Source organism: Candidatus Accumulibacter sp. ACC005 (assembly GCF_907163215.1).
GTDB lineage: Bacteria > Pseudomonadota > Gammaproteobacteria > Burkholderiales > Rhodocyclaceae > Accumulibacter > Accumulibacter regalis.
This window is the reverse complement of sequence record NZ_CAJQUB010000010.1, coordinates 1-15059: the sequence shown is the minus strand read 5'-3', so window position 1 is coordinate 15059 and position 15059 is coordinate 1. Positions and strand designations below refer to the sequence as shown.

Here is a 15059-nt window from a genome sequence, read left to right as displayed (position 1 = left end):
TCGCATGTCCAACTTTATCGTTGCTGACCGCCAGACGGACTATCTGCTGCCGCCGTCGGTGGACGATTGGCTGAACCAGGACCATCTGGCGCGCTTCATTGTCGAGGTAATCGACCAGCTGGATCTGTCGAAGCTGACGCGTCAGTACGCGGGGCGCGGATCGAAAGCCTACCACCCGGCGACGCTGCTGGCGATTCTGGTCTATGGCTACGCCACCGGTGTCTTCTCGAGCCGCAGGCTGGAGCAGGCCACCTACGACTCGGTCGCCTTCCGTTTTCTTGCCGCCAACCGGCATCCCGATCACGACAGCCTGGCGGCCTTCCGCCGACGTTTCCTTGACGAACTGAGCGACCTGTTTCTGCAGGTCCTGGAAATGGCCAAGGAAATGAAGGTGCTCAAGGTGGGGAACATCTGCCTTGACGGCACGAAGATCGAAGCCAACGCCTCGCGGCACAGTGCGTTGTCGCACGGGTACATCGAAAAGCTGGAAGTGCAGCTCAAGGGCGAAATTCAGGAACTGCTGGCGCTGGCGGAACAAGCGGATCGAGCCGATATCCCGAATGGCGTCAGCCTGCCCGAGGAACTCAAGCGTCGCGAAGATCGGCTGGCGGCCATGGCCGCCGCCAAGGCCACGATAGTCGCCCGGGCCAAGGAGCGCGATCAGCGTGAGAAGGCCGAATATGACGAGAAGATGGCCTGCCGCGCCGCCAAGGAAAAAGCCACCGGCAAGAAGCCGGGCGGCAAGCCGCCCAGGGCGCCCGAGCCTGGACCGCGGGACAAAGATCAGCTCAATCTGACTGACGAAGAGTCACGCATCCTGCCGGTGGCCGGTGGCGGCTTCGAACAGGCGTACAACGCCCAGGCGGCGGCCGATGCGGCAACGATGCTGATCGTCGCCACCGGGGTCACGCAAGCGCCCAACGACAAACAGCAAGTCGAGCCGATGCTGGCGACCCTCAAGGCGCAGGCGGTGGTGCTCGGCGCCGTGGAATGCCTGATCGCTGACAGCGGCTACTGCAGCGAGAAGAACATCAAGGCGTGTGAGGCGGCCGGCATCGATCCCCTGATCGCCGTCGCTCGTGACGAGCACCACCCGGGCTGGCGGGAGCGCCACAGTGAGCCGGCAGCCTTGCCCGACAATGCCACCCCCGTGCAGGCCATGTCTCATCGCCTGAAGACCCAGGCAGGACGGGCGCGCTATGCGTTACGCAAGCAGACCATCGAACCGGTGTTCGGGATCATCAAGTCGGTGATGGGCTTTCGCCGCTTCTCGCTGCGCGGTTTGAACAAGGTCACCGGCGAGTGGACGTTGGTTTGTATGGCGTGGAATTTGAAGCGCCTGGCCGTATTGCGCCTGCAGTAGGGAAAATGAGGGGAAAACCCTCGGAAAAGCCTGAAAACCGACGAAATTCGGCTTTTTTGTTGCGTATGGTGAAACGCGCCGGCCAGGCCGGCGGTCAGTCCGACAGGCTGCTAGGACGTTTGAGTTTTGCCCAGAATCCTGAGCCGTTGTCTGACACGATACTTCCCTCCCCTTGGACTTTGCAGCGAAACGCCTTCTGGCCAGCGCCGAGGCTGCCGAGAGTCTAGCGGAGGAGGGCGCACCGACGGTTTGATCTAGGTTAACAAACCGGGAAATCGCGCCTCCGGCGGGCCTCCAGCCGGGCTTCTGGCGACAGCTTGAAGGCTCAGGGTTGCACCTGGTCGATGAGCAGGCGCAGACCCTGGCTGCCGGGTTTGACGCCGCTGAGCGTGCCGTAGAGGTCGCCGCTCGAGCTCTGTGCCTTGCCCGCCTTGGCGATCCGCGCCTCGATGCTGACGGTCTTGAAATCGGAGAGTTTCTTGCCCCCGGGAAGCGCCATCGAGTCGTCGAAGCGGAAGCGCAGCGGCAGGTCGCCGACTCTTGCCCGCGTCGCGGCGAGCGGCATGCGCGGACCTTCGTCGGGGCGGGCAAAGACGAACAGGACGTCGTCCGGAGCGGCCTGGCCGGCGATCTCGCCGCTCAACGTCACTTCGCCGCTGACGGCGCTGCCGCCGGCAACGGCGGTCTGGCCGGCTGGCTTGCCGGACGCCGTCTGCGCGGCGAGCTCGCGCGCTCGTTCGACCGCCGTGGCGAGCGCCCTGGCTTCTTCCGAGCCGGGCTCGACTTGCGCGAGCAAGCGTGCCCAGTAGTCGGCGGCAAGGGCGAACTGCCGTCGGTCGCTGGCGGCGGCGCCCGCCAGCAGCAGGGCCTGCGGTTCGTTGGGGTCGATCTTCAGCGCCCGTTCGACGAGCTCGGTTGGTTTGCCCTGCAGGTCACCGCCCTGGGCGCGGCTGAGGACCTCGGCATAATCGGCGAGCAGTTCCGGATTCTGGTCGACCAGTGCACCGGCCCGGCTGTAGGCGTCGGCGGCCTCGGGGAAACGTTCCAGGACCTTGTAGGAACGCGCCAGCATCAGCCATCCCTTGCTGTCGTCGGGGTTCTCCCTGAGTTTTGCGACCAGCCCGGCGACCATGCCCTCGATCTGTTGCGGCGTGACCCTCGCCTGGCGCTGCAGCGGGTCGAGGGCTGCCTGGTTGCCGAGCAGGGCGTAGCCACCTGCCGCCGCGAGCGGCAGGACGACGAGCAGAGCCAGAGCCGTCTTGCGTCCGGGGCGTGCGTCACTCTGGCCGCTTGTAGGCGGTTGAATGTCGTCGAGCAGGCGACGCTGCAACTCGCTCTGTGCCTGCTCGAAATCGGCTTCGGCGAGCGAGCCGTTGGCGCACTCACGCTCGAGTTCCGCGAGTTGGTCGCGGAAAATGGCCAGAGTCGCTTCACGCTGGTCAGCTCCTCCGGACGATCTTGGCGCGCGCAGCAGCGGTGGCAACAGAATGGCGGCAACGGCGACGACAAGCAGCGCCGCGAGGAGAATGAAGCTGGTCATGAACGTCCTTGACGGGAGTCGTTGTCGTGCAGCAGCGCCTCGGCCCGGCGGTGCTCTTCGGCGCTCAGTGGCGCGTCGGTGATGGCCTTGTCACGGCGGCGCAGGTAACGCAGCAGTCCGGCGAGGCCAAGGATGAAGAGCAGGCCCGGGCCAAACCACAGCACGAGCGTCGTTCCTTTCAATGGCGGTCGGTAGCGGACGAAATCGCCGTAGCGGCTGACCATGAATTCCATGATCTCGTCGTCGCTCCTGCCGTCTTCGATCAGCGTGCGGATCTCGCGGCGCAGGTCGTTGGCCAGTTCGGCATGTGATCCGGCCAGCGATTCGTTCTGGCAGACCAGACAACGCAGCTCCGCGGAAATCGCGAGCAGGCGTTTCTCGGTCGCCGGGTTCTCGGCGAGAGGCTGCGCTTCGCCAGCATGCAGAGTGCTACCGCTGCCGCCGAGCAGCACCAGCAGCAGCACCATCCTCATCAGTGGCCTCATTTCGAGAGCTCGGTGATCAGTGGCAGAATCGTGCTCGACAGGGCGTCGGGCGTGATCGGCCCGGTGTGCTTCATGCGGATGATGCCGGCCTTGTCGATGATGTAGGTTTCGGGCACGCCATAGACGCCGTAGTCGATGCCGACACGGCCGTCGATGTCGAGGGCCGAAAGCGTGTAGGGGTCGCCGTGTTGGCTGAGCCAGGCGCCGGCGCGCTCGATGACCATGCCCTTTTCCTGGTCCGCAGGCACTTTGTCCATGTCGATCGCGCCGTCTCCGCGAACTTCCTTGTAGTTCAGCCCGACCAGCGGCGCGCTATGGCGCTTGGCCAGTTCGACGAGCAGGGGATGCTCCTGCCGGCACGAGACGCACCACGACGCCCAGACGTTCAGTAGCCAGACCTTGCCGAGCATGTCCCTGGGCGAGAACTGCTCGTCCGGTGCGTGCAGGCGCGGCAGCGAGAAGGCTGGTGCCGGTTTGCCGACCAGCGGCGAAGGGACGTCGCGCGGGTTGAGCGTCAGCCCGACGCCGAGCAGGACGACGAGAACGACGAAGCCGATAAGCGGCCAGAGAAATCGGTTCATGACGTGTCCTCAGGCGTTTTGCGCCAGCGTCGTGGCGACCGTCGCCGAACTGGCTGCTGTCGCACGCGCCTTGATCCGATAGCGGCGGTCGCTCATCGCCAGCAGCCCTCCGATGGCCATCAGCACACAGCCACCCCATATCCAGTCGACGAAGGGCTTGTAGTAAACGCGAACGGCCCACGCCGCTTCCGGTCTGGCCTTGTCGATCGGCTCGCCGAGCGAGACGTAGACGTCGCGCAGGAAGCCGCTATCGATCGCCGCTTCGGTCATCGGCATCGATGAGGCGACGTAGAAGCGTTTCTCCGGGAAAATCTTCCGCAGCACGCGGTCGTTCTTGCGCAGGTCGATGTCGCCGACCAGCGCGCGATAGTTCGGCCCCTTTTTCTCGTGCACGCCGTTGAACACGAAGCTGTAGCCGCCGACGCTGACCGTGTCGCCGATTTCCATCTTGACGTCTTTCTCTTCCTGATAGGCGCTGACCATGGTCACCCCGACGATGAACACCGAGATCCCGATGTGCGCCAGATGCATGCCGAAAAAACTGCGCGGCTGCTTGCTGGCAGTGCTCAGGAAGGATTGCCCGGCGCGCGTCGACTGGACCCGTTCGACAATGCTGAGCAGGGCGCTGAAAACGATCCACGTGGCGAGCAGGAGGCTCAGTGCCACCAGCGGCTTCCACTCGCCGTGCAGGAAGGGCGCGGCGACGCCGACCACGGCCGCGGCCAGAAAAGCCCAGCGCAGGGTGTGCGTGAGTTCGCCGACGCTGGCGTGCTTCCAGCGCGCAAAAGGCGCGACCCCCATCAGGAACGCCGCCGGCAACATCAGCGGCACGAAAACGGCGTCGAAGTAGGGAGGGCCGACCGACAGCTTGCCGGCGCCGAGAGCGTCGATGAGCAGCGGATAGAGCGTACCGAGGAGCACCGAAGCACAGGCGACGACGAGCAGCACGTTGTTGGTGAGCAGCAGCGATTCGCGCGAGAGCAGGCCGAAGCGACCGCCGAGACCGACCTTCGGCGCCCGCCAGGCAAACAGTGCCAGCGAGCCGCCGATGACCACGACCAGGAAAGCGAGAATGAAGACACCGCGCCCCGGGTCGGTGGCGAAGGCATGGACCGACGTCAGGACGCCGGAGCGGACGAGAAAGGTGCCGAGCAGCGAGAGCGAAAAAGCCGAGATCGCCAGCAGCACCGTCCAGTTCTTGAAGCTGCCGCGTTTTTCGGTCACCGCCAGCGAGTGCAGCAGCGCCGTGCCGACCAACCAGGGCATGAACGAGGCGTTCTCGACCGGATCCCAGAACCACCAGCCTCCCCAGCCGAGTTCGTAGTAGGCCCACCACGAACCGAGCGCGATGCCCAGGGTCAGGAAAATCCATGCCGCCGTGGTCCACGGCCGCGACCAGCGTGCCCAGGCGGCGTCGAGCTGGCCCGAGAGCAGTGCGGCGATGGCGAAGGCGAAGGCCACCGAGAAGCCGACGTAGCCCATGTACAGCATCGGTGGATGAATGATCAGGCCCGGGTCCTGCAATAGCGGGTTGAGGTCGCGTCCTTCTTCGGCGCCCGGCAGCAGGCGGTCGAAGGGGTTCGAGGTGAGCAGGATGAAGAGCAGGAAGCCGGCGGTCACCAGGCCGAGCACGCCGAGCACGCGCGCGACCATGTGATCGGGAAGTTGCTGCGAGCGCATGGCAACGGCCAGTGCCCACAGCACGAGCATCATCACCCACAGCAGCAGCGAGCCTTCGTGCCCGCCCCAGACCGCGGCGACGCGGTACTGCATGGGGAGCAGGGTGTTCGAATGCTGGGCGACATAGACCACCGAGAAGTCGTTCTGCACGAAGGCCGTGGTCAGGCAGCCGAAGGCGATCGCCAGGAGCAGCGCCTGCGCGACCGCTGCCGGCCGCGCCAGGGCTATCCATTGCTGCCGGCCGGTGTGCGCGCCGATCAGCGGCAGCGTGCCTTGCGCCAGGGCCACGCAAAGCGCGACGATCAGTGCGAAGTTGCCGAGTTCAGGGATCATGGGCCTATCGTCCGAATGTTGCGTGTGTACATGCTATTGCTTGCTGGTCTGGCTGGCGGCTTCCGCCGCCGCCTTGTTGGCCGCCGCCCGCTCGTGGGCGTCACCGACGGCCTTGGCCGCTTCCGGCGGCATGTAGTTCTCGTCGTGCTTGGCGAGCACTTCGGAAGCGGTGAACACGCCTCCGTCGCCGAGCTTGCCCTGCGCGACGACGCCTTTCCCTTCGCGGAAAAGATCGGGGAGGATTCCCTGGTAGGCAACCGTCATTTCCTTGTCGGTGTCGGTGACCACGAAACGCATGGTGATGCCGTCGGCCTGACGCTCCAGGGAGCCTTCCTTGACCATGCCGCCGATGCGGAAGCTCTTGCCGGTCGGTGCTTCGCCGGCGGCGACCTGGGTCGGCGAAAAGAAGAACACCAGATTGCTCTGGAAGGCATTGAGCACCAGCATGGCGGCGATGCCGAGAATGGCCAGGCCGCCGGCGATCAAGGCAATACGCTTGTGACGAGGTTTCAAGCTTTACTCCTGTGGGGTGTTGCGACGCGATTGCCTGCTTGCCGAGCGATTGGCCAGAGTTTCCGCTTGCTCGGCGCGCAGCTGGCGTTTGAGGCGCGCCACCAGGGTCTTCCGACCGCGCATCAGCAGCATCGGTTCCGCAAGCATCAGCACGGCCATCACTACCACCGAGCCCCAGACGTAGAGGCCGTGGTTGCCCATGGCCAGGAACTCGGCAAAACTGTTCCAGTGCATAGTCCTACTCCTTGCCGGCGAGCAACTCGCGCACCCAGTCGGTGTGTCGTTCGCGTTCGAGCATGATCGCCCGCACGCGCATCAGCCCGACGGCGATGCTGTACATCCAGCAGCCCAGCGCGCAGAGCAGCATTCCCCAGAGCATCATGGCGGCCATGCTCGGGGCCTTGGTCAGACTCACCGAGGCGCCCTGATGCAGGGTGTTCCACCACTTGACGGAAAAATAGATGATCGGAATGTTCACCACTCCGACCAGCGCCAGGATCGCGCCTGCCTTGTCGGCGCGGCGCGGATCGTCGATCGCCGCCTGCAGGGCGATGAAGCCGATGTACAGGAAGAGCAGGATCAGTTCCGAAGTCAGGCGCGCGTCCCACACCCACCAGGTGCCCCACATCGGTTTGCCCCACAGGGCGCCGGTCCATAGCGACAGGAAGGCGAAAAGCGCGCCGGTCGGCGCCAGCGCCGAGGCCATCATTCCCGACAGGCGGATGTTGAAAGCCAGCCCGATGCCGGCCCAGAAAGCCATGACCAGGTAGAGGAACATCGACATCCACGACGCCGGTACATGCAGGAAGATGATCCGATAGCCTTCGCCCTGCTGCGCGTCGGTCGGCGCGATCAGGAAGCCGATCACCAGCCCGGCGATACCGAACAGCGCAGCGAGTGCCCAGAACCACGGAATCAGCTTGCCGGCGAGCGGGTAGAAAGTCTGCGGACTGGCGTACTTGAACCAGTTGATTACTCTGTCAGTCATTTATTCCAGCGCAACTCTGAGGGCCGCGGCAGTTGGCCACGGCGCAAAAAACACGCCGCCCAGCGCGAGTGCGCCAAGCAGCGACAAATGGGCTTGCGGTCCCAGTCCGCTGACCGTCGCATCGACCGCGCCGGCACCGAAAATCAGCACCGGAATGTACAGCGGCAGGACCAGCAGTGACAGTAGCACACCACCACCGCGCACGCCCAAGGTCAGCGCCGCACCGATGGCGCCGATCCCGGACAGCGCGGGCGTGCCGATGAGCAGCGAAACGGTGAGCACCGCCAGCGCGTCCTGGCTCAGGTCGAACTGGATGCCGAGGACCGGTGCGAGCACGACCAGCGGCAGTCCGGCAACCAGCCAGTGGGCAATGACCTTGCCGAGCACGATCAAGGCCAACGGCTGCGGCGCCAGCGCCAGTTGTTCGAGCGTCCCGTCGCGATGGTCGTCGGCAAACAGCCGCGGCAGCGAAAGCATCGTCGCCAGCAACGCGGCGACCCACAAGACCCCGGGCGCCATGCGCCGCAACTGGTCGGGTTCGGGTCCGACGCCGAGCGGGAAAAGGCTGACCACGATGATGAAAAAGAACGCTGCTGCGACGATGTCGGCCTGTCGGCGCATGGCCAGGCGCAGGTCGCGGCCGATCACGGCGCGGAGCAATATTAGCATCTTGCTAACTACCGCGACCGCTGCGTGGCATCGCCATCGCCAAGCCACAATCCGCGTACGGCACCCGCCCGCACGGCGACCGTCTGGTGAGTGGTCAGCACCGCCAGCCCGCCGGCCTGCAAATGGGCGCCGATCAGTCCGGCGACCAGTTCGACGGCAGCCGGGTCGAGCGCCACGTAGGGCTCGTCGAGAACCCAGAGCGGACGTTTCTCGTTGACCAGGCGGGCCAGCGCCGCGCGCCGCTTCTGACCCTGCGAAAGGTAGCGGCAGGCGAGATCCTCGCGCCCGCGAAGCCCGACCAGGGCCAGCGCGTCGAGCGCCGCGTCCTCGTCGAGCGCTGCCTGCGCCAGTCGGGCCGCAGAGAGCAGGTTTTCCAGCGGCGTCAGTTCTTCCTTGATGGCGTTCTGGTGCCCGAGGTAGCACAGCTGGCTGCGAAACTCCTCGCCGAGCTTGCCGATCGGGGTGCCCCGCCAGCGAATCTCGCCACTGAGGGCCGGGGTCAGGGCACAGAGCATGCGCAGCAGGCTGGTCTTGCCCGAGCCATTGGTTCCCTGCAGGTAAAGCATCTCGCCGCCATCAAGCCGAAAGCTGACGTCGGCGAAGAGGCTGCGCTCACCGCGTACGCATTCCAGATTCGAAGCTTCAAGCATGCAGAGGGAAATCCCGGGAAAGAGGCAAGGGCCGGCGAGGCCGTATTGTGAAGGCGGCAGTTTAGCCGCGGATTGACCGAAATCAAAATCGATTCAAAGGCTTTTGCTATCGTCTGAAGACACTTTCCGGGAGCGTGACGGTGGAACAGGGCGTTCTGCAGCTGGAGCTCACGTGGGATGGCCGGCAAATCGTTGCCGCCGGGGTTGCTTCGACGCGACCGATGGCCGCGCGTGCGCTGCGCGGACTGCCGTTTGCCCGCGTCCTTGAATTCGTTCCCCGCCTGTTCGGCCTTTGTCGCCATGCTCAGGATTCGGCGGCGCGTCTGTCGCTGCTGGCCGCGCGTGGTCAGCGCTCCGACATCTCTGCGACGCCGGCGCAGACACTGGCCGTGACCCTGGAAGCCATCGGCGAACACCTGTGGCGGCTGTTGCTCGACTGGCCGCAGTTGCGCGGAGAGCCGTCGCGGCAGGGTGAATTCCTGCTCTGGCGCAAGCGCTTGCTGGGCGTCGCTGATGGCCTAGGCGCGGCGGCCTTCGGCGCCCGGCTGCTTGCCTGGCTGGACGCAGAAGCGCCGCCGTGCTTCGACGATCGTCTGCGCTCCGCCCCGGTGGCCTTGCTGCCGCGCCTGTCGGCAGCCGAGTGGGAGTCGCATTTCCACGGCGATCATTTTTCCGAACGACCCACTTTCGCCGGCCAGCCGGCCGAGACGGGAGCGCTCGCGCGACACGCCGACGATCCCGCGGTGTCGGCGCTGCTCGCTGACGGGCAGCGGCTGCAGGCACGGCTGCAGGCCCGCTATGCCGATCTGCGCGGGCTTGCGCGGGGATTGGCCGAGCCCGAACAGTGGTCGACCTGTCTCGATGCGGCGGCGGTTGCCGAACGTTGCGGGCTGGCACGGGTCGAAACGGCCCGCGGCACCCTGTTGCACCGCGTCGAACTCGACGGCGACCGGGTGGCGCGTTACGCCATCGTCGCGCCGACCGAATGGAATTTTCACCCGCAGGGCGCCTTTGTCCGCGAAATGGCCGGTCGCCCGGCCCGAACGCGTGCCGAAGCGGCGCTGGCGGCTCGCCGCCTGGCCTTGTCGCTCGACCCCTGCGCCGCCTTCGCGGTGACCGTCGACGATGCATGAGATGTCGCTGGCCATGGGCGTGCTGCAGCTTGTCGAGGACGCGGCGCGTGAGCAGCGCTTCGAGCGGGTGAGGACCGTGTTCCTGGAAATCGGCGAACTCGCTGCCGTCGAGCCGGAAGCCATGCGCTTCTGTTTCGACGCCGTGATGAGCGGCACGCTGGCCGATGGCGCTGTTCTGAAGGTGATTGAAGTGGCTGGCGAAGGTTTATGTTTTAATTGCAATCAGACGGTGCGGCTTGCTGCCCGTTACGACCCCTGCCCAGCCTGCGGAGGTTATCCGGTTCAAGCAACCGGCGGAACCGAGATGCGGGTCAAGGAGCTGGAGGTCGAATAATAATGAACAAGGAGACAGTAGATGTGTACCACTTGCGGTTGCGGTGCCGGGGAGACTCGGGTTGCCGGTAAGGCAGTCTCCGGGCAGGAAGACAATCAGCAGTTCGCGCGCGGCCATGCGCCGCCACGATCGATCGACGAGGGCGCCGGCCCGGCTCATCGCCGCATGAGCTACGTTGCGCTTGCTGCAGACGGCGGCCGGAACGCGCAGCGATCGGCTGCCGGGCACGCGCATCACCATGCGCACCACCACGCCGGCGAAGCGGCCGCGGCAGACGCCGGGACGCCATCGCGGAGGCTGCGCATCGAACGCGACATTCTGGCCAAGAACAACGCCTACGCGGCCCAGAACCGGCGTCGTTTCGAGGACCATGGCATCTTCGCCGTCAATCTCGTTTCCAGTCCCGGTTCGGGAAAGACCAGCCTGCTCTGCCGCACGATTGCGGCGTTGAACGGGAGACTTTCCATCGCCGTCATCGAGGGCGACCAGCAAACCAGCCACGACGCCGAACGCATCCGCGCCAGCGGCGCGCCGGCAGTGCAGATCAACACCGGCAAGGGCTGTCATCTGGACGCGCACATGGTCGGCCACGCGGTCGACGAGCTGGCGCCGGCCGACGATTCGCTGCTGCTGATCGAAAACGTCGGCAATCTCGTTTGTCCGGCGGCCTTCGACCTTGGCGAGGCGCACAAGGTGGTGATCCTTTCGGTGACCGAGGGCGACGACAAGCCGCTGAAGTATTCCGCCATGTTCGCCGCCGCGTCGCTGATGCTGGTCAACAAGGTCGACCTGCTGCCCTACGTCGCCTTCGACAGCGAGCGGGCGATCGCTTACGCCAGGCAGATCAATCCGGCGCTGCAGGTGATCGAGGTCTCGGCGACCACGGGTGAGGGTGTCGAGCAGTGGCTGGCCTGGCTGAGCGCTGGTTGCAAGGCGCGACAAGAGAAGAAAGAAGGGGCGATGGCGACGCTGCGGCGGCGCATCGTCGAGCTTGAAACGCAGCTCTCTGCGGCTTCGGGAGGCTGACATGGCGGAGAGCGTGGTTTGCCAGAACATCCGCGTCAGCGGCGTCGTTCAGGGCGTTGGTTTTCGCCCCTTCGTCTGGCGCCTGGCCCGCGAACTGGGGCTCGGCGGCTGGGTTCGCAACGACTCGCGTGGCGTCGAAATCGAGGTCTGCGGGGCGGCCGAGCAGGTCAAGAGTCTCATCGACCGACTCGAGCAGGAAGCACCGCCGCTGGCTCGCGTCAGTGGCGTGGTCGCCCGTGCTGCGGCGCCGGCAGCGCACGATGGCCGCGAGTTCGTGATCATCGACAGCCGCAGTGGTCGGGTGGGGACGATGATCGGGCACGATACGGCGGTCTGCCGCGACTGCCTGGCCGAGACCTTCGAACCCAGCAATCGGCGCTGGCGCTACGCTTTTTCCAACTGTACCAATTGCGGGCCGCGCTACACGATCAGCCGTGGCCTGCCCTACGACCGCGTGCGCACCAGCCTCAAGCCCTTCGTCATGTGCCCGAAGTGTCAGCACGAATATCGCAAGCCCGAGGATCGTCGTTTTCACGCCGAGGCCAACTGCTGTCCCAAATGTGGCCCGCAGTTGCGCCTCGTCGATGCCGAGGGGCAGCCCCTGCCTGGCGACCCGCTGGCCGCGACCCTGGCCCTGCTGCGCGCCGGGAAGATCGTCGCAATCAAGGGGCTGGGGGGCTTTCATCTGGCCTGCGACGCCCGCAATGCCGTCGCCGTCGCGCTCCTGCGCGAGCGCAAGCAGCGCGACGAGAAGCCCTTCGTGGTCATGCTCGCCAATGCCGCCTCGGCGGCGATGTTCGTGCAGATGGGGATCGGCGAGCCGGGACTGCTGACCCTGCCGACGCGGCCGGCGATCCTGATCAAGAAGCGCGGCAACTGCGACGCCGCCTTGCCCGGCGTGGCGCCCGGGCTGAGCTGGCTGGGGGTGATGCTGCCTTACACGCCGCTGCAGTTCCTGCTCTTTCACGAAGCGGCGAATCGTCCGCCGGGCCTGGGATGGCTCGAAAGGGCGCAGGATCTGGCGCTGGTGATGACCAGCGCCAACCCCGGCGGCGAGCCGCTGGTGGTCGGCAACAATGAAGCCCTGCTGCGCCTCTACGGCATTGCCGACGCCTTTCTGACCCACGACCGCGACATCGTCACCCGCTGCGACGATAGCGTCGCACGCATCACCAGCGGTGGCCTGCAGTTTATCCGGCGGGCGCGTGGCTATACGCCGCGGGCGATCAAGTTGCCGATCTCGGGCCCTTCGGTGCTCGCCGTCGGCGGCTGGTTCAAGAACACGATCTGCGTCACGCGCGGCGACGAGGCTTTCGTGTCGCAGCATGTTGGCGACCTCGACAACGCCGCTGTCTGCGATTTCCTCGAGGAGAACGTCGCCCAGATGGTGAAACTGCTCGGCGTCGAACCGGCCATCGTCGCGCACGACCTGCACCCGGATTTTCACTCGACCCGCTTCGCCGCTGAATTCGCCGAGCAGCGGCGACTGCCCCTGCTCGGCGTACAACACCATCATGCGCACGCCGCGGCGGTTCTCGCTGAACACGGCATGCAGGGCAAGGCGCTGGCCCTGTCGCTGGACGGTGTCGGCGTCGGCAGCGATGGCGCGGCCTGGGGGGGGGAACTGCTGCGCGTCGATGGCGACAGCTTCAGGCGCCTCGGCTCGCTGGCGCCGCTGGCGCTTCCCGGCGGCGACCGCGCGGCCAGCGAACCCTGGCGGATGGCGGCAGCGGTGCTGCATCGACTCGGGCGCAACAAGGAGATCGTCGAGCGCTACGCGGCGCAGCAGGCGGCACCGGCCGTCGCGCAGATGCTCGCCGGCAATGTCAACTGTCCGCCGACGTCGAGCATGGGGCGGATCTTCGACGCCGCCGCCGGTCTGCTCGGGATCAAGGCAGTGATGGCCTACGAAGGCCAGGCGGCGATGCTGCTCGAGGGCATGGCGCAGCGCTACGGCGACGTCCTGCCCCTGGACCTGGGCTGGAAGATTTCCCAGGGCCGGCTCGATCTGCTGCCGCTGCTGGCGGTGCTGGCCGATGAAAAGAACCCCGAGCGCGGTGCGGCGCTGTTTCATGCGACGCTGATCGCCGCGCTCGCCGACTGGCTGCGCACGCTGGTGCCGGATGAAGAGGCGGTGGTCGGCAGCGGCGGCTGCTTCCTCAACCAGGTGCTGGTCAGCGGCTTGCGGACTCGACTGAGTGCGCAGGGGATGCGTCTGATCGAGGCGCGCCAGGTGCCGCCCAACGACGGCGGGCTGAGCGTCGGTCAGGCGTGGGTCGCCCTGCAGCACCTGGTGGGTCGCTAGGGGAGCGGCGCGATGTGTCTGGCCTTGCCGTGTCGGATCGTCGAATTACGGGGCGCCGACCAGGCGCTGATCGACGTCGCCGGCGTGGGCAAGGAAATCTCGCTGGCGCTGGTCGAAGACGTCGCCGTCGGCGATTACGTCATCGTGCACGTCGGCTACGCGCTGACGCGGCTCGATCCCGAAGGAGCCGAAAAGACCCTGGCGCTGTTTGCCGAACTGGGTGCGGCTGCGCTTCAGGAGGCGACACGGGGGGTCGCCTGAGGTGGCCGGCCGGCGGGTGAGGAGGGGGTTGCGCATGGGGTTGTCGGACAAACGGCGCTGTGACGGGAAAAGCGCTGGCCAATGAGGTTCATCGACGAGTTTCGCGACGGTCAGCTGGCGCGCGGCCTGGCCGCCGCGATCAGGCAGGCGGCGCACGCAGATCGCGACTACTCGTTCATGGAGTTCTGCGGCGGGCACACGCACGCCATCGCACGCTACGGGGTCAGCGATCCTGCTGCCGCCTGCGGTGCGTCTGATCCACGGCCCCGGCTGTCCGGTCTGCGTGCTGCCGATCGGGCGCATCGACATGGCGATTCGCCTTGCCCTCGACGCCGGCGTCACCCTGTGCAGCTACGGCGACCCGATGCGCGTGCCGGCTTCCGCTGGCCTGTCGCTGATCAAGGCCAAAGCGAAGCTGGGCAGGGACAAGGAAACGACGACAACGGCCGGGTCTGCGCCCGCGTGCGGCGAGATTCGCATGATCTATTCGCCGGCCGACGCGCTGGCGCTGGCGCAGCGACACCCCGAGCGGCAGGTGGTCTTCCTGGCCATCGGTTTCGAGACCACGACGCCGCCGACGGCACTGCTCATCAAACAGGCACAGGCGTTCGGCCTGAGCAATTTCTCGGTTCTCTGCTGCCACGTGCTGACGCCGTCGGCGATGGCCAGCATTCTCGAATCGCCGGAAGTCCGCCGCTGGGGAACGCTGCCGCTCGACGGCTCATCGGCCCGGCGCACGTGTCGACGATCATCGGCACGCGCCCCTACGAATTCTTCGCCGAGGAGTATCGCAAACCGGTGGTCATCGCCGGCTTCGAGCCGCTCGACGTGATGCAGGCGATCCTGATGCTGATCAAGCAGGTCAACGCCGGAACAGGCGCTGGTCGAGAACGAGTTCTCGCGCGCCGTCAGCCGCGACGGCAACCGCAAGGCGCAGCAGCTGGTCGCCGACGTTTTCGAGCTGCGTCGCTCGTTTGCCTGGCGCGGACTCGGTGAGCTGCCCTACAGCGCGCTGCGCATTCGCAAGGAGTTCGCCGACTTCGACGCCGAGCGCCGTTTCGGCGTCGGCTACCACACCGTCGCCGACCACCCGGCGTGCGAATGCGGCGCCGTCCTGCGCGGCGTCAAGCGGCCGCAGGACTGTCGCATCTTCGCCAGCGTGTGCACCCCGGAAAACCCGGTCGGCTCGTGCATGGTG

15 protein-coding genes and 1 pseudogene are annotated in these 15059 nt (G+C 66.2%); 7 read left to right on the top strand and 9 right to left on the bottom strand.

The genetic code is table 11. The features are described from left to right. Positions 1-4 precede the first annotated feature (4 nt). Positions 5-1363: an IS1182 family transposase gene (locus QZ613_RS11760; protein WP_291863770.1), complete on the top strand. Its 1359-nt coding sequence runs from the start codon at positions 5-7 to the stop codon at positions 1361-1363. 325 nt (positions 1364-1688) lie between these two features. Here the strand turns inward: QZ613_RS11760 and ccmI are convergent, their stop codons facing one another. From ccmI to ccmA, 9 genes are read right to left on the bottom strand one after another with little or no spacing between them, the layout of a single operon-like run. Next, positions 1689-2903: a c-type cytochrome biogenesis protein CcmI gene (ccmI, locus tag QZ613_RS11755; protein WP_291982618.1), complete on the bottom strand. Its 1215-nt coding sequence runs from the start codon at positions 2901-2903 to the stop codon at positions 1689-1691. Beyond that, positions 2900-3376 (bottom strand): cytochrome c-type biogenesis protein, encoded by a 477-nt coding sequence (locus QZ613_RS11750; RefSeq protein WP_043568283.1) that lies wholly within the window; start codon positions 3374-3376, stop codon positions 2900-2902. Before QZ613_RS11750 ends, ccmI begins: the two co-directional genes overlap by 4 nt. A gap of 8 nt (positions 3377-3384) precedes the next feature. Next, complete coding sequence (locus QZ613_RS11745) at positions 3385-3969, bottom strand: DsbE family thiol:disulfide interchange protein (RefSeq protein ID WP_043568281.1); 585 nt, start codon at positions 3967-3969, stop codon at positions 3385-3387. 9 nt (positions 3970-3978) lie between these two features. Continuing rightward, positions 3979-5982: a heme lyase CcmF/NrfE family subunit gene (locus QZ613_RS11740; protein WP_291982615.1), complete on the bottom strand. Its 2004-nt coding sequence runs from the start codon at positions 5980-5982 to the stop codon at positions 3979-3981. Between the two features lie 33 nt (positions 5983-6015). Next, positions 6016-6495, bottom strand: coding sequence for a cytochrome c maturation protein CcmE (gene ccmE / locus QZ613_RS11735; protein WP_043568276.1), 480 nt, complete (start codon positions 6493-6495; stop codon positions 6016-6018). 3 nt (positions 6496-6498) lie between these two features. Beyond that, a complete protein-coding gene (gene ccmD / locus QZ613_RS11730; protein ID WP_043568272.1) occupies positions 6499-6729 on the bottom strand; it encodes a heme exporter protein CcmD in 231 nt (76 codons plus the stop codon). Between the two features lie 4 nt (positions 6730-6733). Next, the gene (ccmC, locus tag QZ613_RS11725; protein ID WP_043568270.1) at positions 6734-7483 is read right to left on the bottom strand and encodes a heme ABC transporter permease CcmC; all 750 of its coding nucleotides are present in this window, start codon (positions 7481-7483) and stop codon (positions 6734-6736) included. Further along, positions 7484-8152 carry a heme exporter protein CcmB gene (gene ccmB / locus QZ613_RS11720; RefSeq protein WP_043568268.1) on the bottom strand — a complete coding sequence of 223 codons (669 nt, stop codon included), beginning with the start codon at positions 8150-8152 and terminating at the stop codon, positions 7484-7486. 8 nt (positions 8153-8160) lie between these two features. Next, entirely contained in the window at positions 8161-8802 is a 642-nt protein-coding gene (gene ccmA / locus QZ613_RS11715) for a cytochrome c biogenesis heme-transporting ATPase CcmA (RefSeq protein WP_291982613.1), read from the bottom strand. A gap of 140 nt (positions 8803-8942) precedes the next feature. On the opposite strand from ccmA, the gene QZ613_RS11710 reads away from it, so the two are divergent. From QZ613_RS11710 to hypD, 6 genes and pseudogenes are all read left to right on the top strand, one after another. Next, positions 8943-9935, top strand: a complete 993-nt coding sequence (locus QZ613_RS11710; protein ID WP_043568265.1) for a nickel-dependent hydrogenase large subunit — start codon at positions 8943-8945, stop codon at positions 9933-9935. Next, positions 9928-10269, top strand: coding sequence for a hydrogenase maturation nickel metallochaperone HypA (hypA, locus tag QZ613_RS11705; protein ID WP_043568263.1), 342 nt, complete (start codon positions 9928-9930; stop codon positions 10267-10269). Before QZ613_RS11710 ends, hypA begins: the two co-directional genes overlap by 8 nt. 21 nt (positions 10270-10290) lie before the next feature. Next, complete coding sequence (hypB, locus tag QZ613_RS11700) at positions 10291-11295, top strand: hydrogenase nickel incorporation protein HypB (protein ID WP_043568261.1); 1005 nt, start codon at positions 10291-10293, stop codon at positions 11293-11295. Position 11296: 1 nt separating this feature from the next. After that, positions 11297-13600: a carbamoyltransferase HypF gene (gene hypF, locus QZ613_RS11695; RefSeq protein ID WP_043568259.1), complete on the top strand. Its 2304-nt coding sequence runs from the start codon at positions 11297-11299 to the stop codon at positions 13598-13600. 12 nt (positions 13601-13612) lie between these two features. Then, complete coding sequence (locus tag QZ613_RS11690; protein WP_043568256.1) at positions 13613-13861, top strand: HypC/HybG/HupF family hydrogenase formation chaperone; 249 nt, start codon at positions 13613-13615, stop codon at positions 13859-13861. 81 nt (positions 13862-13942) lie between these two features. After that, positions 13943-15059 (top strand): annotated as a pseudogene (hypD, locus tag QZ613_RS11685) (hydrogenase formation protein HypD); the annotation flags it as partial.

What these genes read in the sequence shown, in the direction of transcription:
- ccmB (WP_043568268.1), bottom strand. Translation starts at nt 8,152, where the DNA reads ATGCTAATATTGCTCCGCGCCGTGATCGGCCGCGACCTGCGCCTGGCC.
- ccmD (WP_043568272.1), bottom strand. Translation starts at nt 6,729, where the DNA reads ATGCACTGGAACAGTTTTGCCGAGTTCCTGGCCATGGGCAACCACGGC.
- ccmA (WP_291982613.1), bottom strand. Translation starts at nt 8,802, where the DNA reads ATGCTTGAAGCTTCGAATCTGGAATGCGTACGCGGTGAGCGCAGCCTC.
- hypF (WP_043568259.1), top strand. Translation starts at nt 11,297, where the DNA reads ATGGCGGAGAGCGTGGTTTGCCAGAACATCCGCGTCAGCGGCGTCGTT.
- ccmI (WP_291982618.1), bottom strand. Translation starts at nt 2,903, where the DNA reads ATGACCAGCTTCATTCTCCTCGCGGCGCTGCTTGTCGTCGCCGTTGCC.
- QZ613_RS11740 (WP_291982615.1), bottom strand. Translation starts at nt 5,982, where the DNA reads ATGATCCCTGAACTCGGCAACTTCGCACTGATCGTCGCGCTTTGCGTG.
- hypB (WP_043568261.1), top strand. Translation starts at nt 10,291, where the DNA reads ATGTGTACCACTTGCGGTTGCGGTGCCGGGGAGACTCGGGTTGCCGGT.
- QZ613_RS11690 (WP_043568256.1), top strand. Translation starts at nt 13,613, where the DNA reads ATGTGTCTGGCCTTGCCGTGTCGGATCGTCGAATTACGGGGCGCCGAC.
- QZ613_RS11750 (WP_043568283.1), bottom strand. Translation starts at nt 3,376, where the DNA reads ATGAGGATGGTGCTGCTGCTGGTGCTGCTCGGCGGCAGCGGTAGCACT.
- QZ613_RS11745 (WP_043568281.1), bottom strand. Translation starts at nt 3,969, where the DNA reads ATGAACCGATTTCTCTGGCCGCTTATCGGCTTCGTCGTTCTCGTCGTC.
- hypA (WP_043568263.1), top strand. Translation starts at nt 9,928, where the DNA reads ATGCATGAGATGTCGCTGGCCATGGGCGTGCTGCAGCTTGTCGAGGAC.
- QZ613_RS11760 (WP_291863770.1), top strand. Translation starts at nt 5, where the DNA reads ATGTCCAACTTTATCGTTGCTGACCGCCAGACGGACTATCTGCTGCCG.
- ccmC (WP_043568270.1), bottom strand. Translation starts at nt 7,483, where the DNA reads ATGACTGACAGAGTAATCAACTGGTTCAAGTACGCCAGTCCGCAGACT.